The organism is Mycobacterium helveticum, from assembly GCF_007714205.1.
GTDB lineage: Bacteria > Actinomycetota > Actinomycetes > Mycobacteriales > Mycobacteriaceae > Mycobacterium > Mycobacterium helveticum.
Window position 1 is genome coordinate 15,327 of record NZ_VMQU01000027.1, and the last position, 23,459, is coordinate 38,785.

At 61.8% G+C, this 23,459-nt stretch carries 19 protein-coding genes and 4 pseudogenes; 6 read left to right on the forward strand and 17 right to left on the reverse strand.

Annotated features, from left to right (window positions below):
* Positions 1 to 2 precede the first annotated feature (2 nt).
* Together FPZ47_RS08635 and FPZ47_RS30420 are read right to left on the reverse strand one after the other, a co-directional pair.
* Positions 3 to 926: a ferritin family protein gene (locus FPZ47_RS08635; protein ID WP_007172267.1), complete on the reverse strand. Its 924-nt coding sequence runs from the start codon at positions 924 to 926 to the stop codon at positions 3 to 5.
* 113 nt (positions 927 to 1,039) lie between these two features.
* Positions 1,040 to 1,254: pseudogene (locus FPZ47_RS30420) on the reverse strand (SDR family NAD(P)-dependent oxidoreductase); the annotation flags it as partial.
* An 877-nt stretch (positions 1,255 to 2,131) separates the two neighbouring features.
* Between FPZ47_RS30420 and FPZ47_RS08645 the strand changes: the two are divergent.
* Both FPZ47_RS08645 and FPZ47_RS08650 read left to right on the forward strand, forming a co-directional pair.
* Positions 2,132 to 2,335 (forward strand): annotated as a pseudogene (locus FPZ47_RS08645) (IS3 family transposase); the annotation flags it as partial.
* A gap of 346 nt (positions 2,336 to 2,681) precedes the next feature.
* Positions 2,682 to 3,698 carry an AurF N-oxygenase family protein gene (locus tag FPZ47_RS08650; protein ID WP_033721575.1) on the forward strand — a complete coding sequence of 339 codons (1,017 nt, stop codon included), beginning with the start codon at positions 2,682 to 2,684 and terminating at the stop codon, positions 3,696 to 3,698.
* A gap of 212 nt (positions 3,699 to 3,910) precedes the next feature.
* Here the strand turns inward: FPZ47_RS08650 and FPZ47_RS08660 are convergent, their stop codons facing one another.
* On the reverse strand, positions 3,911 to 4,774 hold the full coding sequence (locus tag FPZ47_RS08660; RefSeq protein ID WP_007172270.1) for an SDR family NAD(P)-dependent oxidoreductase: 864 nt from the start codon (positions 4,772 to 4,774) through the stop codon (positions 3,911 to 3,913).
* A gap of 545 nt (positions 4,775 to 5,319) precedes the next feature.
* Here FPZ47_RS08660 and FPZ47_RS08665 point away from each other — a divergent pair.
* From FPZ47_RS08665 to FPZ47_RS08680, 4 genes are all read left to right on the forward strand, one after another.
* A complete protein-coding gene (locus FPZ47_RS08665; RefSeq protein WP_170826031.1) occupies positions 5,320 to 6,210 on the forward strand; it encodes a metal-dependent hydrolase in 891 nt (296 codons plus the stop codon).
* 69 nt (positions 6,211 to 6,279) lie between these two features.
* On the forward strand, positions 6,280 to 7,149 hold the full coding sequence (locus FPZ47_RS08670; protein ID WP_007172273.1) for a metal-dependent hydrolase: 870 nt from the start codon (positions 6,280 to 6,282) through the stop codon (positions 7,147 to 7,149).
* Entirely contained in the window at positions 7,121 to 8,749 is a 1,629-nt protein-coding gene (locus FPZ47_RS08675) for a flavin-containing monooxygenase (RefSeq protein WP_007172274.1), read from the forward strand. The genes FPZ47_RS08670 and FPZ47_RS08675 overlap by 29 nt, the downstream gene beginning before the upstream one ends.
* On the forward strand, positions 8,746 to 9,699 hold the full coding sequence (locus FPZ47_RS08680; protein ID WP_007172275.1) for an SDR family NAD(P)-dependent oxidoreductase: 954 nt from the start codon (positions 8,746 to 8,748) through the stop codon (positions 9,697 to 9,699). The genes FPZ47_RS08675 and FPZ47_RS08680 overlap by 4 nt, the downstream gene beginning before the upstream one ends.
* 327 nt (positions 9,700 to 10,026) lie before the next feature.
* Here FPZ47_RS08680 and FPZ47_RS08685 read toward each other — a convergent pair whose 3' ends face one another.
* The 14 genes and pseudogenes from FPZ47_RS08685 to FPZ47_RS08750 form a co-directional block, all read right to left on the reverse strand.
* Positions 10,027 to 10,434: an SCP2 sterol-binding domain-containing protein gene (locus FPZ47_RS08685; RefSeq protein WP_007172276.1), complete on the reverse strand. Its 408-nt coding sequence runs from the start codon at positions 10,432 to 10,434 to the stop codon at positions 10,027 to 10,029.
* Positions 10,435 to 10,713: 279 nt separating this feature from the next.
* Entirely contained in the window at positions 10,714 to 11,001 is a 288-nt protein-coding gene (locus FPZ47_RS08690; protein ID WP_007172277.1) for an NADH-quinone oxidoreductase subunit I, read from the reverse strand.
* A 26-nt stretch (positions 11,002 to 11,027) separates the two neighbouring features.
* Entirely contained in the window at positions 11,028 to 11,480 is a 453-nt protein-coding gene (locus tag FPZ47_RS08695; RefSeq protein ID WP_007172278.1) for a hypothetical protein, read from the reverse strand.
* Positions 11,468 to 12,652 (reverse strand): ferritin-like domain-containing protein, encoded by a 1,185-nt coding sequence (locus FPZ47_RS08700; RefSeq protein WP_007172279.1) that lies wholly within the window; start codon positions 12,650 to 12,652, stop codon positions 11,468 to 11,470. Before FPZ47_RS08700 ends, FPZ47_RS08695 begins: the two co-directional genes overlap by 13 nt.
* Before the next feature lie 153 nt (positions 12,653 to 12,805).
* Positions 12,806 to 13,609 (reverse strand): IS21-like element IS1612/ISMav1 family helper ATPase IstB, encoded by an 804-nt coding sequence (gene istB, locus FPZ47_RS08705; RefSeq protein ID WP_042909844.1) that lies wholly within the window; start codon positions 13,607 to 13,609, stop codon positions 12,806 to 12,808.
* Positions 13,606 to 14,484: pseudogene (locus FPZ47_RS08710) on the reverse strand (Mu transposase domain-containing protein); the annotation flags it as partial. The gene istB and the pseudogene FPZ47_RS08710, both read right to left, overlap by 4 nt.
* Before the next feature lie 86 nt (positions 14,485 to 14,570).
* Positions 14,571 to 14,858, reverse strand: coding sequence for a DUF1330 domain-containing protein (locus tag FPZ47_RS08715; protein WP_042909843.1), 288 nt, complete (start codon positions 14,856 to 14,858; stop codon positions 14,571 to 14,573).
* Complete coding sequence (locus tag FPZ47_RS08720; protein WP_046182709.1) at positions 14,855 to 17,320, reverse strand: tyrosine-type recombinase/integrase; 2,466 nt, start codon at positions 17,318 to 17,320, stop codon at positions 14,855 to 14,857. The genes FPZ47_RS08715 and FPZ47_RS08720 overlap by 4 nt, the downstream gene beginning before the upstream one ends.
* Complete coding sequence (locus FPZ47_RS08725) at positions 17,317 to 18,540, reverse strand: tyrosine-type recombinase/integrase (RefSeq protein ID WP_042909842.1); 1,224 nt, start codon at positions 18,538 to 18,540, stop codon at positions 17,317 to 17,319. Before FPZ47_RS08725 ends, FPZ47_RS08720 begins: the two co-directional genes overlap by 4 nt.
* Positions 18,541 to 18,615: 75 nt before the next feature.
* Positions 18,616 to 19,245, reverse strand: a pseudogene (locus tag FPZ47_RS08730) (helix-turn-helix domain-containing protein); the annotation flags it as partial.
* A 455-nt stretch (positions 19,246 to 19,700) separates the two neighbouring features.
* Entirely contained in the window at positions 19,701 to 21,209 is a 1,509-nt protein-coding gene (locus tag FPZ47_RS08735; protein ID WP_033721569.1) for a carboxylesterase/lipase family protein, read from the reverse strand.
* Between the two features lie 132 nt (positions 21,210 to 21,341).
* Complete coding sequence (locus tag FPZ47_RS08740) at positions 21,342 to 22,238, reverse strand: alpha/beta fold hydrolase (protein WP_033721570.1); 897 nt, start codon at positions 22,236 to 22,238, stop codon at positions 21,342 to 21,344.
* 52 nt (positions 22,239 to 22,290) lie between these two features.
* Entirely contained in the window at positions 22,291 to 22,731 is a 441-nt protein-coding gene (locus tag FPZ47_RS08745) for a PaaI family thioesterase (protein WP_007172283.1), read from the reverse strand.
* A 48-nt stretch (positions 22,732 to 22,779) separates the two neighbouring features.
* Positions 22,780 to 23,427 carry a TetR/AcrR family transcriptional regulator gene (locus tag FPZ47_RS08750; RefSeq protein WP_046182710.1) on the reverse strand — a complete coding sequence of 216 codons (648 nt, stop codon included), beginning with the start codon at positions 23,425 to 23,427 and terminating at the stop codon, positions 22,780 to 22,782.
* Positions 23,428 to 23,459: the final 32 nt, after the last annotated feature.

A 23,459-nucleotide genomic window follows, 5' to 3' on the forward strand; every position in this document is an offset into this window, starting at 1 on the left:
GGTCACTTGGAAACCGGTTCGTATGTCATGTCCCCAGCCCAGGAGGGCAGTTTGCCGAACACCTGGACGGGGAAATGGTCGACAAGGGTACCTAGCCCCTGGGAAAAGAAATGGAAAGGTTGAGCGCGGTTGATAGTCGCAGACATGTGCGTCCGAAGGATGTGATAAGCGGGAATTCGGCGGGTGAACTCGCTTCGATCGCCGATATTCGAGTAGCGTGTGACCGCGTTGTATAGCTTCTCCTCCGAGAGGCCCCACGCAGTGAGGTTAGCCATCATCCTGGTGAGCAGCGGTATATACATTAGGGAGCCGAGGAGAATTCTCGGATCAATAATGGACCCCACCGTCTCGATCACGTGCACCCGCACCGGGCTGGCGCCGAGGTCATTGAGAACTTGGAAACCCACTGCAAGATGGCGAGATTCGTCACTATTGACCTTACTGAAGACCTCGCCGCACAACGGGTCTGCCACCTCGTCTAGAAGGAACTTCAGCAACGCGCCGTCGAGGGCGCATTCCAACGCCGGGATCGCAGAGCTCATCACCGTCAACGGGAGCGCATCGCTATAGTGGTCGATCCACTCGATCCCCAGCCGAATATTCTTATTCGGCACAGGTGTCTCTCCTGGCTCGAGCATTCCCCAGCGATGCATGAGGGCAAGTTCGGCATTAGCGTGCCGCTGCTCCTCGGCGTGGAAGTAGTGGTAGATCTCTCTTAACGCCTCGAACGGCGCCTTAGGCGCCATCGCCTCGAAAGCACGCGCTCCGACATGCTCGATCCACACCACATCTGACATGAATTGTTTGAGGTGGGGCCGTTGCTCGTCGGTAATCAACTCCGCGCCTGGGGCTTCCCAATCGATGTCGGCAAGCGCCCACTGTCGGTCTTTAATCGTTTGCAGCATATCGCTGTATTCGAACGCCATTTCCCTACTCCGATCTGGTTCTTCAAATCGCCCGGTGGCTATTTACCGCGCGACCCACTCGATGACACCAAGCCCACCGGTATAGCTCCTGGGCGCCATTCTCTCGGCCTGCCATCACAGGTAATGTCCGAACCTTGACCACCAGCTTGGACGACAAGTCCAACGGTCTCCTTAGCCCGTCCCGGATCGATATCGGCGCAGACACCCGCGCACCCCGACGAGCAAGCTCAACGCCAAAGCCGCGGCCAATGCCGCTGCCAGCTCTCGTGACTACAGCGACAGCACCATGAGTGAGCACATCTGAGCCGCCGAATGGCACCAGCCTCATCGGCGACCGCACGCGCGGGAGCCAGCAGGATCCGCAACCACAAACTGGTGGCACTGGCCCTAAGTGTGGGCGCATGACACCAGTTTTGTGCCGCTCCGGGCGCCTTGTCAAGACGCCGCCTGGACTCAGCAAATGCGTGGGTAGACCCGCTCGTCGCGTCAGCTAAGAATGCGCGCGTGCGGCGCACCTGATCAGCCAAGGATAACGCGCTGGATAGGCCCAGCTGGTGGTACTGAAGGTGAGTCAACGCAAGGTGGTGCTGAGGCGATCGTAACCGCTACGTGGGGACGGACAGGGCCGGCAATGGCCGGAATCTCGACCAGTTGTGCGCCATCACCGGCTGGCGTCGCAATCACGTGCGTAACGCACTCAAGGACACGCTGCGCCCGAAGGTCGTCACGAAAAGACGGCCGCAGCCGCCAAAGAATGGGCCGAAGTCCTTGCGGTGCTGACCTTTGCTGGGAATTGTAGGGCATGCTGGCGGCAGACGACTGCCGCCTTATGCTGGGCGGGTTAGACGGGTATGGGGGGCTGGGGCCTCCGCTCACATGTGAACGTGGGTTGCCGTCAGAAAGTTGGTCCTGGTCGGTAGAGCCACAGTTGTGGGAGGCCCAAGTGGTAGTTCAGCGGACGAGCCATTCTGACCTGGCGCTCGCCCTCAGGAGATGAAAATTATGCAGTGGTCGCCTGTCGACGCCGTCTAACAACTCTGGTCCTACGAGGCCGTGCATCGAGCCGGGCGTCGGATGCCGCTGTTGGGCCCTTCACTGTTGCCGCTAGTTGAGCACGAGGATCAGAATCGTTGTCCCCATGCGTTATCCGCGGGCGGCCGCACCTTGAGATGAACAGGTGTGAGTGTGCAGTGAGGAGATGATGGCGCGCGGATTCCCCGTTTCGCCGCGGCCCGCTGAACACCCTGTCCGACGTCGAACACGTCACCGCCGACTATGTCGCCTGGTACAACCAGCAGCGGCTCATGCACCGCCTCGGACGAGTCCCACGCGCCGAAGCCGAAGCCCAGTACTATTCCCAACACGTGACCGACCAACCGGCCGGCTCACAGAACCCCGAGGGTGCATAGGATGGTTCACTTCGGCCGCACTGCTTGAACACAGCGGCTGGAGCGTGCCTCGAGGACGCGACGAGCGGGATAGTGTACAAATTACTGATCGCTGATGCCCCCAACCTCGGCTCCGGCGACATCGGTGCCCGCGCCCCTGCCAAGCGAGCTAGGAGCGGGCGATATCGTAATGAAAATGACTTTCAATAGGCTCGTGGTGGCGTGGCTGCGCGACGGCCCGAACCTGTTGCGGCGGGTACAAGCCCTTAAATGGACAGGCTTTTGAAAAGTTGGCGATACCAGCGGTACCGTATCAGTAGCTTTTCTGATGTGAACTTTCGGTAGGAGGCTGGCGATGGCCCAGAAGATCGCTCGGACGAGGTTGGTGCGGCGTTGGCGCCGCAACATGGACGTGCTGGACGACGCCGAGTATGCCGACGTGCTGCGCGTCCTGTCTGAGGGCTCAGTGCGACGCAATTTCAACCCATACATCGACATCGACTGGACCGCACCTGAGTACGCGGTAGTCGACAACGACCCCCGCTGGAAGTTGCCGGCGACTGACCCGCTGGGCCGGCACCCGTGGTATCAGGCGCAGTCGGAGGAACGCCAAATCAGGATCGGCATGTGGCGTCAGGCCAATGTGGCCAAGGTGGGGCTGCACTTCGAGTCGGTCCTCATCCGCGGCCTGATGGGGTACGCGTTCTGGGTGCCGAACGGGTCCCCGGAGTACCGGTACTGCCTGCACGAGGCGGTCGAAGAGTGCAACCACACCATGATGTTTCAGGAGATGGTGAACCACATCGGCGCCGACGTGCCTGGGATGCGGCGGCAGCTGAAGTGGCTTTCGCCGCTGATCCCGCTGGTCGCTAGCCCTCTGCCGATCCCGTTCTGGTTCGGCATCCTCGCCGGTGAGGAACCCATCGACCACACTCAGAAGAACGTGTTACGTGAGGGCAAGGAACTGCACCCGATCATGGAGCGGGTGATGTCCATCCACGTGGCCGAAGAGGCTCGGCACATCTCGTTTGCTCACGAGTATCTGCGTAAGCGTGTGCCGCACTTACCGCGGCGTAAGCGGTTTTGGCTGTCGTTATACGTGCCGGTGATTATGCGGGTGGCATGCTCGGCGATCGTGGTCCCGCCGAAGGCCTTCTGGCAGGAATTCGACATCCCGCGCGAGGTCCGCAAGCAGGTGTTCTTCGGGTCCCTGGAGTCGCGCAAGGCGCTGCGTGACATGTTCGGTGACGTGCGGATGCTGTGCTACGACACCGGGCTGATGAACCCGATCGCGCGAATGGTGTGGCGGATCTGCAAGATCAACGGCAAGCCGTCGCGTTATCGCTGCGAGCCGCAGCGCCAGCACCTGGTCGCGGTCGCCTAGCGTTGTGAGTCACTAATTTGGAGCAGTAGTTAGCTGATGCTGCCAGGATTTGGTCGGCGGTTCTGATCCAGACGTAGGGTCGAGGATTGTCGTTCCAGATGAATCGTCCTGCAAATCCCGGAGGCTCCTGACCTTGGTAACGAGGATGCAGGTATGCCAACGTTGTGGCTCCACCAGCAAATCATTTCGCCAGTCGTCAGGGTTGGCTCTTACTACCTGGGCAGGCCGAGGCGTTCGGCGAGTCGACGCCCCGCACCGTAGCGCCCGGTGCGATAGAACGACGCCATGATGTCCTCGTAGCGAGGGCCGAGGATTCGGGGAATGGCATCGAAAACTCTTGCGTCAGGACCGATCAGCACCCGCGGCTTATTCTTCTTGACCCCACGCAGTATCGCCCTCGAGGCTGATTCGGGGCTGGTGAACGCGATCCTATGGAAAAGGCGGCTAAGCGTTTCGGGGTCCGAGCCGTCGGGCAGCCCTCGGGCGTGACCGGCGATGTTGGTCTTCACCCCGCCCGGGTGAACGCAGGTCACACCTACCGGATGCCTGGCGGCCCGGAGTTCTTGGCGTAGGGCCTCGGTGAAGCCGCGGACGGCGAATTTGGCGGCATTGTAGGCGCTTTGTGACGGAATCCCGACGAACCCGAAAACCGATGACACATTGACGATGTGGCCATCGCCGGACGCGATCAGGTGCGGCATGAATGCCTTGGTGCCATGGGCCACCCCCCAAAAGTTGATGCCCATCAGCCACTCGAAGTCGTCCCAATCCATGTCGGCCACGTCGGCCGAGAGTGCCACACCCGCGTTGTTGAAAACAAGGTTCACTCTGCCGAATTCACTGACGACATTCTTTGCGTGTTCGTAAACTGCCGGCCGTTGGGCTACATCGAGCTCGAACGGCACCGCCTTAGCTCCGACCTTCTCGCATCGACCAGCGGTATCGGCCAGCGCGCTCGTATCGATGTCCGACAGCGCCAGCTGCGCCCCCTGTTCAGCCAAGCTCAACGCCAGGTTACGGCCGATACCTGAGCCAGCGCCGGTGATTACTGCCACTTTATTGGTGAAGTCCTTCATAAACTGATCGCCTCCGAATGTATTTGGACTGGCCGACGGCCGGTTCCGCAGATCGTTGACACCGCCCCCATCCTCTTCTGTAACAACCAGAGTCCACTGCACTACACGGCATGGCGCTGGGTGCCAATCCCGTCCGGGATGTTCACCGTCGCCACAGGCGCCCGTAGAGCAGCTAGAACCGCTAGGTATCCCGGAACATGAAACGCGAGCCTCCCTGTTACGCGCCGTACGAGTGGTTGCTGAGAGCCTCGATGCCGGTATCCAGCTTGAACGCTCCCTGCTTCCGAGTAAGCAATTTTCCGAACAAACAGTATACGTAACGACTAGTACTATGTACTGCGGTTTGGGCCGATTGTCAAAACAGTTTAAAGGCAGGAGTCGTGGAGGTGACAGCGTACGCGGCGGTGTGATGCGGCTCTCAAACGCAGCGCTTCTACACGTCATTGCGGAGTCTTGCGCGCCCTGTCGATCCGCAGTAACGTCTCACTAAACACCTAGTACTGTCGGTATCGGAAACCGGGTGTTCGAGGAAGGGGTATCTTGTTATGACGAGCGACCACATAGTGCAAGAGGCAGCGACCACTGCAAATGCGGTGAGTGAGGGGTCTCGGTATCCGACGACCCGGCGGATACGTTTCCCGTTTGCCCAGGGCAGCAAGTATTTCGTTAACGACGACATCATCTTCAGCCACTTTCTGGCGAACTTGTCGGGGTCGTTCCCGCCGGGGGAGGAGTTGTTCATTCGGTCGGTGCGCCGGTTTGCCGATGAGATCGCCGACCCTGGGTTGAAGAAGCGGGTGGCCGGGTTTATCGGTCAGGAATCGGTGCATGGCCAGCAGCATCGGGCGCTCAATGACAAGCTCGTTGACATGGGGTATCCGATTGGGTGGTGGGATTCCGAAAAGTTTGTTGATTGGGTGAAACGCATCGAGGAGGTGCTGCCGGCCCGGATTCCGCTGGCGGTGACAGCAGCCGCAGAACACTTCACCGCCGTACTTGCTGAGCGGCTGCTCGGCGATGAGGAGATCCAGGCGATCCCGGGTGATGCGGAGGTGTGGAACCTGCTGAACTGGCATGCGCTGGAGGAACTTGAGCACAAGTCGGTTGCCTTTGATGTATTCCGCTCGGTGCGGGGTACCGAGCGGGTGCGTCGACGTGTGATGGCGGTAATGATCCCCCTTCTGCTCCTCCTCATAACCGCCGTACTGGCTTGTTCGGTGGCGCGGGATCCCGAAGCGCGCCGTCAGCCAGTGCGACTGGTGCGTGAGACCTATCGGCTCTACCGCGGCCCCATTCTTCGTGGCGTGATCCCAGAGCTCAGGCAATACCTGCGACCGGGATTTCATCCCGACGACATCGACACCAACGCGTTGCTGGAGCAATGGCAGGAGGAACTCTTCGGCACCGAGGGGGCCCTGGTCGGCTACCTGAAGTGACCGACCACCACACTCAAAACAAAGGAGAGTGTCATGGTAGCTAGTCACGCAGCAGTTGCGAACACAGGAATGGCACCGGAAAGACCAGCAAAAAAGGCGTATCCGAAAACTCGCCGGATTCGGTTCTCATTCGGTGATCCGCAGCCGATGCAGCGTCACTTCGTTGAGGGCGACATCGTGCTTAGCCACCTTGTGGCGTTGCTGTCGGGCATATTTCCGCCCGGCGAGGAATTATTTATCAGGTCGGTCCGGCGCTTCGCCGATCGGGTGACCGATCCGGAGTTAAAGAAGCGGGTGGCCGGATTCATTGGTCAGGAGTCGGTGCATGGGCAGGAACACCGCCGGCTCAACGAGCAATTGGTGGACAGGGGCTATCCCCTGGTCAGTTTTTTCATGTTCGATGCCAATAGTCGGCGGCAGCGGCTGTTGGTGCGGATCGAAAACCTGCTGCCCGCGCGGGTACCCCTGGCGGTCACTGCAGCGGCTGAACACTTCACTGCCACGCTGGCTGAGCGAATGCTAGGCGAGGAGTTACAGAAGATCCCTGGTGATCCCGAGGTGCGAAACCTGCTCAACTGGCACGCGGTGGAAGAGCTGGAGCACAAATCGGTTGCCTTCGACGTTTACCGGTCGGTCCGCGGGCCGGAGTGGCTTCGCATCGGTGTGATGGGGGTTTTATACGTTCTGGCCATCCCGGTGATAACGATCGGCGTGTTGCTGTCCATCGCGACGGACCCTAAAGGGTGGCATCCGATCAAAGTGACGCGTCAAGCGCGTGCTGTGTTTCGAGGCCCGCTGCTCAAGGGTTTGATGGCCGACCTGCGCATCTACATGAAACCCGGCTTTCATCCCGACGATGTCGACACCCGTGCGCTGCTGAACAAGTGGCAGCAGGAACTGTTCGGGACCCATGGCACCCTTGTGGGTTACCAAAAGTAGCAGCAAGTCCGGCGAGCCCGAATTGAGTACAAAAGTCGAGATTGAACAGTTACCTGCTGCCGAGCGTGTCACTCCTGACCATGACGTCGTCATTGTGGGCGCTGGGTTCGGCGGTATCGGCGCCGGTATCGCCTTGCAACGGAGAGGTATTCACGACTTTGTCATCGTCGACAAGTGGGATCGGGTGGGCGGCACCTGGCATGCGAACACATATCCGGGTGTGGCGGTGGATATTCCGTCGTTTGTCTACAGCTTTTCCTACGAGCAGCGCGGTGATTGGTCGCGGATCTTCGCTCCGGGTGACGAGCTTCGGGATTACGCCGATGACGTCGTGGACCAATACGGCCTGCGTGAGAAGCTTCGGTTGAACACCACCGTCGCCTCGGCGGTGTTTGATGAGCACAACAGTCTATGGCGATTGACCGCCGCCGGCAACCAGGAGATCACGAGCCGATATGTCGTAATGGCGGTCGGCGGCCTGGAACGCCCGAAGATGCCCGATATCCCAGGTTTGGACGAGTACGGGGGTGCGCTCGTGCACACCGCGCTATGGGATCACGACGTGGTGCTGGCCGGTAAGCGCGTCGCGGTGATCGGCACGGGCGCCACGGCGCTCCAGCTTGTCCCGGCCATCGTTGACGAGGTCGAACATCTGACCGTCTTCCAGCGAACGCCGATCTGGGTGTTCCCCAAACCGGATATGGAGATCAAGTCCGTCGGCCGATGGGTCCTGGGCCGTAAACGAATCCGCTCGGCTATCCGCACGGTGGGCACTGTCGCAACTGAGATCGGGATGGCGGGGATGTGGGTCGGTCCAGGGTGGCTAGTGAACGGGACTCGCCAGCTGCTCGAGCTAGCTACACGCCGCTGGATGCGTCGGCAAATCGAGGATCCAGTAATTCGGGAGAAGCTGATCCCACACTATGGCTTGGGCTGCAAGCGCCCATCGATGTCAAACGACTACCTCCGCACATTCAACCGCGAAGATGTCAGCCTGGTCACCGATGCGATCGAGTGCATAACCAGGAAGGGGGTGCGGACAGTGGATGGTGTAGAGCACGAGGTCGACGTGTTGATATGCGCGACCGGGTTCAAGCTGTGGGATACGGGTGCAGTGCCACCCTTTCCCGTCATCGGGCGCGACGGCATCGATCTCGGGCGGTTCTGGTATGAGCAGAGATACCAGTCGTATCAAGGCGTGTCTGTTCCCAAATTTCCGAACATGTTCTCCATCACTGGGCCTTATGGCTTCGTGCTGGGATCATATCTGTGGATGATCGAAGCGACGTCGGCTCATCTGAGCCGCGCTATAGCCGAGGCGAAGCGCTGCGGCGCGACGGTCTGCGAGATACGTCAGGAAGTCCACGACGAGTATTTCCGGAAGTGTTTGAAGCGCCAGGAAAAGAACTTTCTGTTCACTCCGACCTGCGCGGATTCGAATACCTACTATATCAACAGCCAGGGCGATTCACCGTTTCGGCCGTCGACGCATGGCGAAATGTATTGGCAGAACCGACATTACAACCTTGATGTCTACCGCTACAGTACGGGCGTTAAGCTTCCGGGTGCGATCGGGGCCATGAGGAAGGAGAACGCGTGAAGGTCAATCGGTTGCGTCCACGCGTGGTGGTGGTCACCGGGGCTGCAAGCGGTATTGGCCGGGCGACAGCGATCAGGTTTGCCAAGCTCGGCGCCCATGTCGTGGTGTCCGACATCGATCTGGATGCGGCACAAGCGACCACGGCGATGATCCGTGGTCATGCCCGCAGCGCGTCGGCGGCGCAATTGGATGTTATCGACCCCGATGCCTGGGAGGCGCTCGCTCGCAGCGTGTTAGCCGATTACGGATACGCCGATGTGCTGGTCAATAACGCAGGAATCTTGGTGGGCGGCCCGTTCTTAGAGCTGCGTCCGTCGGATTGGGAACGCCAACTCGGTGTGAACCTAATGGGCGTCGTTCATGGGTGCCGTTTCTTCGGCGCCCAGATGGTTGAACACGGCGGTGGCCATATCGTCAATATCGCCTCGGCGGCGGCATTCACGCCCACCCCGGTTATGTCGCCGTACTCGGTTTCCAAAGCGGGCGTGAAGATGCTGACCGAATGCCTGCGGCTCGAGCTCGGACCGAAAGGCATCGGCGTCAGCGCGATATGCCCGGGTGTGATCAATACCAATATAGGTGATCGCGCGGTGGTTGTCGGCGTCAACCACGAACTGATCGAACAAGGAAAACAGTTCACCAAGAAGCTCCAGGAATTTGGCGAGAAGTTTCCGATCTCACCGATGAGTCCCGACCTCGTCGCTCGCGCCGCCGTGCGTGCTGTACGGTTTGATCTCGCGGTCGTACCGGTGCGCACCGAGGCCTGGCTGGGCTATTTCATGCTCCGCATTGCCCCCGCTGTCAACCGCCGTATGACACAACCATTCTCAGTGGAGGCGTTGCAGCGGCTGGGCACTCGCCTGTTGAGCACCCAGCGCGCCACGAACCAGGACAAACTTGTCCCCCGTCGAGCCGATTCGGCGGCGTCGGTCGTCAGCACGGGAAAGTAGTCTGCTGACGATCAATGGCCATTCCGAAGTCGAGTGTTTCCGACATCATCAGTCCTTCCCGCCAAGCTCACGCCCGGCGTGTCAGACCAAGATCAGATCCACCGTTGTTCAGACAGTCCCAGGTATGGAAAATGACCCCGACGAAATCCTGCCCCACACCCGTAAACGGGTTTCAGACGCAGGACCCTAGTAGCGCAGGGCTTCAAGTGCGGCGCGGACCAAGACGCCGGTCGCAGCGACCAGGCCGACGCTTATCCGGCCCGTTCGAACATCTACGCTCGAGGAGCTTGATGTACGCCATACAGCTTGACGACTTGTCGACGCGCGTCAAACAACCAGCAGGTCAGTACGGCCCTCAGCCCGCAGCAGCTCCTCGTACCGCGGGAAAAGCTTCTTGGCGACGGGAATAAGCTTCAGGATCTTTGGAACCGGCCCCTTGGCGCGGACCTGGCCTTTGGCCAGCGCGACAGCGAGATTGAGGTTGCCCTGCCAAAACCGGTTGGCCATGTCAGAGGTCATGAACATCGCTACGGTAGGCTTGATGTCACAGTTCCCGGTGAACACCTTCTTATTAGGCATGTCGACCGTAACCTGGATATCCGGGTCAGAGCAGTTGAGCTGCAGCACAACACCGGATGCCGCTAGTTGATCGGCGATCGACTCATCGTCCACCGCCTCCTCGAAGATCCCGGCAATGTACTTCGTTGCCTCGACGCCGTCTTTGAAAACGCCCATGACACAACTCCTAGTCATTTGATGGGGTGGTGATGGTCGGGACGCCGCGAGGTCTGACCGAAAAACCACGATGATGATGTCGTGATAGATCGGCAAAGCTGACGGCGACGCGGCGGGAGCTCATGCGGCAGCTGACATTGTGGGTCGAAGCCACAGCTATCGCCTGTCCGAATTTTGGCAGAGAGGTCAGAATCAACCTCCGCGCCAAGCGGCCGCGCGACACGTGGCCCCGGCCACCAATCTGATGCCAATCCCTCAGCTCCTGGATCTTTTGATGTATCAGCTATCTTTGCGCGCTGCCCAGTCGTATAGCTTTCCGATCTTCGTGTAGCCATTGTCCGGGACAAATGCCGCCTCGACCCGCCCGTCGTGAATACAATCGACGGGGCACAGCGGGACGCACTTCCCGCAGTCGATGCATTCATCGAGGTCGATGACGAATCGGCCCAGGAAATCGTCGGCCTTCTTGGATATGGCATCGACCCGTCCCGGGCACGAGTGCTCACACGCTCCGCACCCGATGCACGTGTCATCGATGTAGAAATGGCCTCGCCGAGTGCCGCTCATGCTCTTTCCTTTTCTTCAGCGGCGACTCACAGCCGAGCGCTCTTGTTGATGAAATGCTGCAAACTCTGGTTGTAGCGGAAAAACATGTCCTTGCCCAGAGGATCAGATGACCAGACCCGTATCGGCGTCGACGCCATGCTCAAGGCGTTGAGGGTGTGATCGAGGTCCGGTCGGCCGTCTCCGGCGCGGATGTTGTCCACCATGTCCAGCCACGAATCACGGTCGGTTTCGATGACGAAATCCATCGACTCCAACCCTGTGTCGCTGATCTCTTTGATCTCGCTCACCTCGAAGCCGTCGAACGTGAGCTGGACAATCAACGCAGACCCATCTGGGCCGCCATCGAAGATGTTGACGGCAAACCGGCAGTCGACCTCGCCGAGTTTACGGAACTCGGCGAGGTCAGCCTTACTGACCTCCGCCAGCCTGGTGAACCACTCAACGGTAGGAAGATCTGCGCTCGTACTTACGCCGTCCACGGCATCTCCAAGGGGATCGTCACCTTCTCGCGACGGTCAAACCCGGCCCGCTCACAGCGCTGCAGGTACTCCTCAATAATCGTCCCCCACAGGAACGACACACCCTCCATACCTTCGTCGATCTTGTCCACTCCACCGCCCATAAGAACGGCCAGCGGTTCCAACAGCCCGGGACTGCTCAGTGCGGTGAGGATGATCTGCTCGCCAAGATCGGCGAAGCGATGCATATCCGAAAGCGCCTTTTCCCGATCAGTCGAGCTGTCGAGGAAGTTCTTCAATTCCAGGGTCCCGTACGACACGTGACGGGCCTCGTCCTGCATGCAGCGCCGGAAGATCTCCTTGTCGACATGCGTCTTGGACAGGTACTCCCCGGCCCGGAAAATCGTAAGGACAAGCCCTTCGCCCAGCACGTTCAGCAGGAACGTGCCCTGGGTGTGGCTCGGCGACTCGAGGATCGCCTTCAGTGCCCACTCCAGGGCCGGGCTGGCGTGCAACAAGCCTCCCCCGCCGGCGAGGGCACGCTTTCGGAACACCTCCATGTGGCGGGCCTCGTCCATCATCTGCGTCACGAGGAAGTTCTTAACCTCGTAGAAATCCGGTGAGGTGCGATACACCCACCGCGACGGAAAGTCACCGGCGACGAACTCAACCTCCGTCAAAGAGGTAGCCAGCTGGCACGCCGCCTTCTCCAGATCCTCACTGGCGGGCTCCAGCTCGTTCCACGGAATATCGCTGGTGGAGTTCCACTGCCGTGCCTTGGCCTCCTCATACAGCGTCATGACGTTGTCCGCCCAGGCCTCCTTCTTGTCGAGGATGTCATAAGCGTCGATGGTCGGCATCTGGTCAACATAGGGCTCACGCACAGAGCCGCGCGGGGCGAAGTTGCGCCACGTCGTGTGCTCGGGCAGCGTGCCGTAGGCTGGCGGGCGGTTGATGTCGGTATAGGTCAACCCCCGCGAACTCGGGCGCGCGCGAACACCCCAATTGGCCTTGTCGGTGTTCATCCAGTGCAGCGAAAACGAGCCGCGCCCGAGCCGGTCGAGGTTCTCCTGCAACAACTCAGCCCAAATCGTGTTGTCCTCCCGAAACTTCTTCTCGTAAGCCGCCAACGCCTCGTCTTCGAGCGGAGTTTCACTGGGAAGCGCCTGCATCTGGGTCAGCATCTCGGTCATGTGGTGATCCTTCACATTAGTGACCTAATCCATTCGTAGCGCCAGCGTATGGCGCCGCTCACATCGCGTGTAAGGTCCGGCAGGGTGTCAATGGCCAAGTAGAAGTCCCCGCTGGTGGCCACGTGAAGTCCCCACCCCGTTGCGGGTGATTGGCTAACTCTTGTTGGCTCCTTTCTTGTGGTCGGCATGACGCATCCGGTAGGACTCGCCGGAGGTGATGACGATGGTGGCGTGGTGCAGTAGCCGGTCGAGGATGCTGGCGGCGGTGGTGTGCTCAGGCAGGAATCGTCCCCACTGTTCGAAGGGCCAGTGCGAGGCGATGGCCAGCGAGCGGCGCTCGTAGCCGGCGGCGACGAGCCGGAACAACAGTTGGGTGCCGGTGTCATCGAGCGGGGCGAAGCCGATCTCGTCCAAGATGACGAGGTCCGCGCGCAGCAGTGTGTCGATAATCTTGCCGACGGTGTTGTCGGCCAGGCCGCGGTAGAGCACCTCGATCAGGTCGGCGGCGGTGAAGTAGCGGACCTTGAAACCGGCGTGCACGGCGGCGTGTCCGCAGCCGATGAGCAGGTGACTTTTCCCGGTGCCGGGCGGACCGATGACCGCTAGATTCTGTTGGGCCCGAATCCATTCCAGGCTCGATAGGTAGTCGAACGTGGCCTGGGTGACCGATGACCCGGTGACGTCGAAGCCGTCGAGGGACTTGGCGACGGGAAACGCGGCCGCCTTGAGGCGGTTAGCGGTATTGGACGCATCCCGGGCAGCGATCTCAGCCTCGACCAGGGTCCGCAGAATCTCCTCAGGGGTCCAGCGTTGCGTCTTGGCCACCTGCAGCACCTCGGCGGCATTACGACGCACCGTGGCCAGCTTCAGCCGACGCAGTGCGGCGTCGAGGTCGGCAGCCAATGGCGCCACCGAGGGCGGGTCCACCGGTTTGGCCGTGTTCGTGGTGGCGGTCATGATGCCGTCCCATCTGTCGACGTGCCGGCTATCTTGTAGGCGTCCAGAGATCGGGTCGGGGCGCTAGGCAGATCCAGGACCAACGCATCCCCGGCGGGCCGGGGTTGTGGGGTGCCGGTGCCGGCATCGAGGATGGAGCGCACGTCGGCGGCGCGGAACCGCCGAAACGCCACCGCCCGGCGCAGGGCGTCGACCAACGCCTGTTCACCGTGGGCGGCACCGAGCCCAAGCAGGGTGTCGATCTCGGATTTCAGTCGGGTGTTGCCGATCGCGGCGGCACCGACCAGGAACTGTTCGGCTTCGGGTCCAAGGGCGCAGAATTGTTTCTCTGCTTGGGTTTTCGGGCGTGGCCCGCGTGAGGGTGCTGGGCGGGGTCCGTCGTAATGGTCATCGAGGATCGAGACTTCACCCGGGCCGACCAACTCGTGCTCGGCCACGATGACCCCGGTCGCCGGTTCCAGCAGGATCAGAGCGCCGTGATCAACCACGGCCGCCACCGTGGCCCCGACGAGCCGCTGGGGCACCGAGTAGCGGGCCGAGCCGTAGCGGATGCACGACAGGCTGTCGACCTTGCGGCGCACCGACCCAGCCCCGATCTCGAGCCGCAACGACGGCAGAGCCTTGAGAACGGTGCGCTCCTCAACGAGTCGCTCATCAGGCACCGCGCAGATCTCCGAGTGCACCGCGGCGTTGACCTCGGCGCACCAGGCCGCGGCGTGGTCGTTGAGGGCTCGTAGATCGACCGGCTCCCCGGCGATGGCGGCTTCAGTCAGCAGCGGGACAGCCAGGTCGTCTTGGGCGTAGCCGCACAGGTTCTCCACGATCCCCTTCGATTGCGGATCCGCGCCATGGCAGAAGTCCGGGACGAACCGGTATTCTCTGAACTCAACGGCCCGTCAGGATTGTCTGAATTTTTCTGTGCGCCTTAGCTATTAACCTCACAGGCAGCCACCGGCCAGCATCACACCAGCTGGACGTTGATGAGTTCGGTCCTTGCGATAGCACGGTCGCGCTCGGACGCCAGCGCCGTTCGGCGCGAGTCTGCCATGTAGGCGTCAAACGCCTCAGCGGAGGGGAACTCGAATAACTGAATTTCCAGTGGGCGACCTTCGGCGCCGTCGCTCCGCGCGCGTTGCAGGACCTTGCCGCCGTGGTCGGCGACAAGGCAGAGGACTGTATCTTCGTAGGCGACCAGCGAGTCCTCGGTCCCGGGATGGGCCCACAACAGGACATAGAACGTCAGACTCACGGAGCTGTCTCCTTACGCTTGGGTGTTTTCGTTGGGAGGGTAGGTGTTCCGAGTTCCACGGGTGCCTGTTCGCGGCTGCGCCGGTCGACTTGGGCGAGCTTGTCTTCAGCGCCGGCGAGGCTGACTTGGAGTCCTTCGACCTCGCCGAGCCAGCCTTCGCGTTCGGCTTCGGCGATGCGAGCGAGCAGGTTGTCGCGGATCTCGAGCAGACGGTGCCGTTGGGTCGGGTCAGGCCAGAGCAGCGGGCATCTGACACAAGCGTGCTCGTGAACACAACTGCTGGCGAAGGCGCGTCCGCAGGTGCCAATGGAGACTTTGCGGCGTTCGAAGTGGCCCAGGAATTCCTGCCATTCCTCATCGGTGGGGGCGCGGTATTCGTCGGTGGGCCGCAGGTCGCGGCGGCGGGCGAGGAATGCCAGATGTGATTGGATGGCCTCGTCGGGATAGACGGCCTTATAGCCCATGGTGACGTTGATGTCGCGGTGCCCGGCGATGACCTGGGCGATGTGAGGCGGCAGCCCGTTGAGGACGGCGTCGGTGATGAAAAGCCTTCGGAAGTCGTGGGGCGTAAATCGCAGCGGTTGCCCTGTTGCTGGCTCGGTGAGTCCTGTGGCGGCGATGGCGTCATCGAGCATGGAGCGGATCGCCGAGGCGCTAATGGCGCGAGGCTCGCAGCCTCTGCGACGCTGAAACAGCAACGGTAGTGGTGGCAGCCAGATGCGTTCGTGGTGGTCATAGGCGGCGACAAGCGGAATCGCGCCGCTGGTGTCGCGGACGCGACAGATGACCGCGCTGAGAACCTCGGCGAGTTCGGGGCTGACCACCAGGAGCCGTTCGGCATCGATTTTCGACGGTGCGATTTGCAGCAACGGCACGAGTTCGCCGGTAGTGGGCAGCCGGTATTGAACCAGGCTGTGGTGTGAGAGCTCGGTGAGCTCTTCGATGCGGATGCCGGTCGCGCGCAACACCTCAATTGCGGCGTAGGCCCAAAAGGCCTGCTCTTCCTGCTTGACTAGATCATGGCGGGCGCCGGTGCCCACGTCTTGGGCCCAGACCTTGACCGCTGCCGCGCGGGGCGAGTCGATGCGCAGTAGGGTCCGGCCGGCCGCGGTGAAGGTCTGCCCGATCGGGGTGCTGCGAGCTGCATCGAGTACCTGGGCGGCGTCGCGGCGCTGCTGGTCGGCGGTGCGGCGCAGTGTCGGCAGCACCGGCAGCCGTTCACGGGTGCGTGCGTCCATGCGGGACTTGCGTTGCCGCTTGTCTTTTCGCCGATTGATCTCTTCACTCCCGACCGGGCAGGGCGCCACCCAGGCGGCCCAGCGGGCGGGGTCTTCGACGGCCCAGTGAGCGAGGTCGAGATAGAAGCCCCGCACCGGGGTGAGGCATTCACGGTAGTTGATCCGCGGCACCTGGGTCTGAGTCGCGCTGCCGTCGGATGCTCGGATGGTCTTGGGAACCGTGCGTAGCCGCTGTTTCCATGCCTCGGCGACCTCGGGCGGCAAGTGCAGGCTGTCGATGCCGGGGTGGTGACGTTCCAGGTCTGCCCAGAACAGGCCGCCGAGGAAATTGGCGAGGCTGTTCAAGCTGGTGTAGTCCAGGGCGGGCTGGCGTTCCTTGAGGTAGTCCACGAGCAGATTGCGGATGGGACGGCAGACCAGCCCGTACCGGTCGATCAACTGCTCAGGTGTGCGTTGCCCGACCGTGCGCAACTCCCGCAGAGTCGCCGGCGCATCGGCGCCGAAGACACCCATCGTGCGCAATACCCGGTAGAACAAATGCGTGGCGCCAGGAGCGGTGCTGAGCGTCACGGCCTCAGCGTCGAGCAGTTCGAGCATGTCGCCGATGGTGATGTCGGCAATGGCGCCGCCCTTGGCCGCCAGGATCAGCGACGCTCGGTAGGTCGTGCGGGTCACCGCGGCTGATGACACGTCCGGGTCGCCCGAACATAGTGCTTGCAGGCGTGTGAACCCGGCGGCATCGCGGCAGCGCGCCATAATGTTGGTCAGGATGCCGCGCCGGAAATGCGCTGCGGCAAGCCAACTCAACGAGGGTCGGATGAGATCGGCGCCGAAGGCGGTGAACAACGCCCGGAAGAACCAGTCATGTGCCCACGACTGGTCATGGCCACGCGCGGTCAGCCATCCCACGGGGATGTGCCGCCAGCGCCGTCCGTCGGCGTCCGCGCCGCTGGCCAGCCACCGGTCCTGCCAGGTACCTCCCGGCTGGTCCAGCAGCCAGTCCAACATCAAGCCGACTGCGACGTCGTAGGCGCCGGGGTGACGGCGGTGACGTTTGGGCGGCGCGAACGGCGGCTGAGTCAACAATGAGTCGATGCTCTGGCGGTCCTGCCGGGTCCGCGGCCATTCTGCACCGGGCGACCGGGCAGACGCGATCATCGCCACTGGCGCATCGACCGGCAGCGCCGCTGCGACAGCGGGCTGCTCGATGCTGGTCACCGTCATCGCGATTCACCGCCGAACAGCACCCGCAGTGTCTCAGGGCGGTAGCCAGGTGCCGGCGGTGCTTGCACTCGCTCGGCGGCCTTTTTCGTCTGCTGGGCATGATGGGCGAGGATTCTGCGGATTACGTCCTGCTTGCGCGGGGTCAGGTAAATCTGCGTGGTGGTCAGCAACGCATGACCCAGCACGAACTGAACATCGGTCAACGGAAGATCAGGGTCCTCGGCCATCCGATACGCCGCGGTATGCCGCAAGGCATGGAGTGTCGCGGTGCTTCCGGCGCCTTGCCCGGCCCGTTCGAACATCCGATGCACCGCATGATAGGTCAACGGCCGCAACGGAGTTCGGGACGTCCACCACAACGGCTGATGCCGACCCTGCGGAACACGGCCCTTCATCTCGACCTGATAAAGCCGCAACCACACGAAGGCATCCGAAGAAGCCGGCAGTTCCTGGATCGCCCGAGACCCCTTGCGAGTCAACGCAATCACGCCCCTGCCCGGGTCGACACCACCCTGAGTAGCCGAGAGCAGCTCCGAGGCCCTTGCCCCGGTGGAGACGTAGAACGCCACCAACGCCCGATCGCGCTGCGACGGCAGCCGCGCAAAGATCTCGTTGAACTCCTCGTCGGGGATGCTGCGAGGAATCCGCGACGGCGTCGACGGCCGATACAAGCCCTTGCGCTCATTACGGTGTGGTTCCATCGGATTGTGATGCGCGTGGGCCCGGCGCCCTCGCCGCGCCCGGTCCAGCGGAAAAGGGTTGACCAGCGGCCCCGTGCCGGCATCCAGATGGAAGTCGTAGAAGGACCGCAACACCGTTTCGCTATGCGCACGCACCGACGCCGAGTAGGACTCCTTGCGCTGCTTCGTCTTCGGAACGACCGTTGGTCGTCGCCAGTGCGGACGAGCTGGCTTGCCGGCCACCAGCATCCAGCGCGAAAAGTCGCGGGCCTCGACCCGAGTCGCCCGCTGCCACGGAACCTCGATCGCCCACAAAAACCGGAACCATCGCAGCAGATCCATCCCGTAAGACCGGATCGTCGCCTCCGATCTCCCCGCGGCCTGCAGATCACGGAAGAACGCCGACACCCCATCCACGACGGCACCGGTCGGGTCGACCAACCGGAACGGCTCCCACGAATCATTGGTCTGCACCAACGAGCCGAGCACCGGCACCGACAGGACCGCGATGTCGCGCTCTTGCTCCCCATCAACAGACACGGGCCCAGACGTTAACCCACAACACCGAAAAAGAGCGCCTACCAGCGGCTAGGCGTGTCGTAGTTCAGTCAACGGGTAATGGGAGGCAAACCGCACGTAATCCGGCGTCGGGACAACGACATTGGCGACCACACCACCTTTGAGGCAGCCCATCCGGTCGGCCAGTACCTTGGCCGGGACCCCGCCGATCGCCTCCAGGGCTTCGGCGACCATCGCCAACGTCGTCGAGGCTTTCTGATCGGCGGCAAACCGCACGAACCGCCACCGCGAATAGGCCAGGACCGCGCAGAACACCAACAACCCTGGCGCGGCTTCGGCCCAGTCCATCACCAGGTAGTCACCCGGTGACCACACTGCCGGCCTGCGTTGATGCTTGTTGGCTTTGCGCCACAACACTTTCTGCTCAGCCACCAACCGGCGGAAGTTTCGTGCCGAACCCTGATACCCCGCGGCGCGGGCCACCGGCAGCAGCCGCTTCGCCGAGATCTTGCCGTTCGAGCTCTTGACCCGGGTGGCGACCAGGTCGGTGAACGCGTCGAGGTTGCGGGGCCGTGGCTCCCGCGGCGGCGGCCCACCAGCCTCGGCCCGCTCGATGACCCGTTTGACCGTTTTATGGGTGGTGCCGCACAGCTCGGCCGCGCCGCGATAGGTGCCGACCTGGTGATACGCCGAAATAATGTTCATACGCTCCCTTGCAGACTTCAATAGAGCTCCCTGGGCGGTGTGGTGACAGTTGGCGCTATCACCGTCACCGCCCAGGCCCTCAGCTCCCGGAAAAGACACGACGAGCCCGCAAAGGAGTGGGGACTTCTACCTGGCCACCAGCGGGGACTTCCTACCGGCCACAGATGGGGACTTTCTCATGGCCACGGGCAGCAGGGTCAACTCTGACCCGAGTGGGCCATCCCACTATCGAAACTTTTGGCCCGCCGCCGTAGCGCGAGCCGATAGGCTGAAGCTCAAGCGCTCCGCGCGCAACTACCTGGGCGTCTGGTTCCATTCCCAGGTGGTGGTGGTAATCAGCAGCTGACGCGACGAACAGCGGTTCAACGTAGGGCTGAACGCCGCTCCCCGCCGAATTACGGGCGAAGCTCTGTCTTTGAATACCTCGCCCGCGGCAGTTCGCGGCATGTCGGGAACGAGATGCACACAGAATGCGGTCAGGGGCGGCGGAAGGTAAATCCCTCCCACGCCTGGCGCCGAACCGCAAGCGGGTCACACTCGACCCGCGATGTCCTGTCGAAGATCATCACCGCATGGTCGGCACTGACGTGGCTGGGCCAACCCGCGCCAGGCACGCCTGTGCGGGCGAAGGCGCACCACCGCGACTGGACATCCTCGGTAATGCGCAGCGCCGTATATTTGTCGCCTGCCGCGCTGAGCAGCCGACCCAACCGCGTTCTGTAGACGTCGAAAACTGCGAGCAATTCGGTAGCATGAGTGGCCCCCAGCCCGGACCATCGCAACGTGCGCGGAGCGTAGTCATAGCGGTACACGTATACCGGAGCGTGTGCGCTGTGCGCGTCGGCGATCTGCCATACGACCGATGCGAACGTGAAGTCGCCTCCCAATTCAATACAAGCAGCGGCTTTCGGATAAGAGGGGTACGCCGCCGTAATCCGCTCACGGTCAGCAGATTCCACAGTCGATAGCAGCAGCTCGATCTTGGGTTCGTTCGTTGGCAGTAGTTTCAGGAAGCGGGTGAACAGCTTGGCTTCTTCCGCATTGTTACCCACGACGAGAGGCACTCGGTGTGCTTTTCCCAAGCGCAACGAATCCATTGGATCCAGCGGCAGGTAGTCGGTTCCATATGTGGGACCGACCGGATATACGCCCGGCGCGTTGCGGCTTTCCTGCATGATCAGATGATCCAAAGTCGCTACGAGGTCGGTCGGCGGCGCGGTCAGCAAGACCGCGGCAGCGTCTCGCCTCCGAGCTCCGAGAATCGCCGCAAACCTTGCGGCGTATTCTTCAGATTGTTCACGGGAACTAGCCAAACCTCCCGCGGGGCTCTCAGAAATGGCTTGAGCGAACAGCCCTTTAGCAGCTGGAACAGCCAACAGCGTCGCCACTGCGTGTGCCCCTGCGCTCTCGCCGAATATCGTCACAGCGTCGGGATTGCCGCCGAAGCTTGCGATGTTGTCACGCACCCAACGGAGCGCCATAACCAGATCACGCAGATAAAGATTGTCGTCGATGCGGAAGGCGTCGGTAGACAGAGACGAGAGGTCAACTGCTCCAAGCGCGCCCAGCCGGTAATTAACTGACACGAACACGCACCCCTTGCGAGCCAACGATGCCCCGTCATATACCGGTGTCGCGGAGCTGCCGAGGAAGTATGCGCCGCCATGGATGAACACCATCACAGGTAACGGCCGCTCGTATCTGGTGTCGGGCGCGACGACGTTCAGCGTCAGGCAGTCTTCGCTCATCGGCTGATATTTGCCGAGGCCAACAAAAGTGTATTTGCGCGGCTGTGGTGCACAGTACCTGAAACGGTGACACGGCAAGACTCCCTCCCACGGCTCGATTGGCCGGGGGGCTCTTAGGCGCAACGCCCCGACGGGCGGCTCGGCGTAGGGGATGGATCGCCACCTGGTCACGCCGTCTCGGGAGAAACCCTCGACCAAGCCGGAAGTTACTGTGGTGCAGACGGTACGAAGGTGCATCGCTCGACTGTAGCTAATGGCCATTCACATCCTGCTTAAGTGGATGGATGTCACGCATATCTTGGTTTTGGTAGCTGTCGGCTGCCCTTAACTATGGCCAGCTTTGGGCTGCGCCACACAGCTCAGAGGTTCTCAGGCCGAATTGGCTATCGTGCGGTCGAGAAATCCGGCGACTGCTGCAGTGAAGGCGTCGTTGTCGTCGCCGGCCACCATGTGACCTGTGCCGGAAACGTCCACCGCTTCGGCGTGCGGGACAACCTGGAGGAATTCATCGACCGACTGCTGCGATGTCACATCCGAGAGGACGCCGCGCACCAGAAGCGTTGGTGCCTGCACGCGACGGGCCCCCTCAACAAGCAGTTCGCTGATCGCGTCGAACTGTTCGGCACCAGTGGCGGGGTCACCTTGCAGGAACTGAAAATTAGAGGTGATGAAAGCCGGATCCCATCGCCAAATCCACCTGCCATCGTCGCGTTGGCGCAACACTTTTCGCAGTCCGTCCAGGCTTTCGGGACGAGCGCGGTGCGGATTGTATTGGGCGATGACGTCGGCCGCGTCGTCGAGCGTGCCGAATCCGTCGGGATGGGCGGCCATAAATGACACGACGCGGCGTGCACCGTGGAACTCCATTCGCGGGGTGATGTCGACAAGAACGACTGCTGACCACAAATCGGCTGGTGCCAGCAGATGGGTTCCCAAAATGGTCATGCCACCCAACGACGCACCAACGACCACCGGCGGGCGGTCGTCACTCGCATGTTCGCGCACAGCCAGCAGATCGGATGTGAGTCCTGCGAGTTCGTATCGCCCAGTCGGGTCCCACCCGCTATCGCCGTGGCCTCGGGCATCGTAGGCGACGACGGTGTAACCGCGCGCATGCAACCGGCGCGCCGTGGTGGTCCAAGCGTGGCGATTTTGACCACCACCATGCAGGAGAAGTACGACGGCGCGGGCGGTGTCGTGCCGGTAGAAATCCGCCGTGAGGGTGACGCCGTCTTCGGTGCGGATTCGCTCGCAGGTAACAGTCATTTGATTAGGCCGCGATAGCCAATTCGGACGGCACTCGTGCTCAGTCTCGCCATCAACCGGAATACCCCCTCGGGCTAACCACCGTCACGGTTCCCTGCGCCGCGCATACCGCGCGCCCCGCGTTGGAGACATCGATTCTGGCGACACCGCTACGCTTGCCCAGCGCGATGATCTCGGTGACCGCAACGCACACTCCGCTCGACACGGGCTGCAGCAGATTTAGCTTGAATTCCGTTGTGGCCACCCATGATCCCGCTGGGATAACCGGATAGAACACCACGCCCAGACAGTGGTCTACCATCGCCGACAAGCATCCGCCGTGCAGGTTGCCGAACGGCGTCATCAGGTCGTCCCGAGCATCCATCTCCACAACCAGACGTCCCGCGGCGAATTCGGTGTGCCGAAATCCCAAGTAGCTGGACAGCCCACCCGCGGTTGCCGCCGCATTCTGCAACTCGTCGGCAATCTCTTGGCTGAACTGCTCGAACTTCATGTCTAGAGCCCCTCGTCGTTCACCGATACTGCTGCCACTAACGAGACATTACTCCGTACTTGTTGCATCAGCGCAAGACCGGGTGGTGGTGAGCAGAGGAGGAAGCAGGAATCTTCGTAGAAAAGCATCGAGGCCCTCCGGGCTGCGCTGCCTTGGGCCTTCGACCGTGAGTAGGCTGAGGATAGCCCGCAGTATCCACTCGGATGCATCGTCGACCGACACCCCACGCTCAAGTTGATCCCAGTGCGCGGCGAAGACAGGGCGAAGGAACTCGGCGACGAGTTCGAACAAAGCCACCGACGTACCCTTGGCCAGCCCTACGCCGGCGAGTTCGTCGTCACTGCCGAATAGCAATCCGATTATGGGTTCACGGTGGGCCGCACGGAGTGTAACCTCGACGAAATCCAGTATCGCCGAGCCTAAATCGGCATGCGCTGCGATCCGCGCACTAATGCGGCGGAGGTAGCGTTCGGCTGACCGCAAGATAACACCGGAAATGACGGATTCACGACTCGGAAAGTAGCGATACACCGTGGCGCGGGACACCCCGGCCTGCCTGGCGATGTCCTCCATCGTGGTGCCCGGTAGCCCCTTGTTCTCGAGGGACGTTGCGGCGGCATCGAGCAGATGGTCTCGGGCGATGTCGCGGCTCGCGGCGGTCGCCGTGCCCCATCGCAACGATTTTTTCGTCACCATTCAAGTATGCCGTCCCGTGCCGTTCGTGGGCT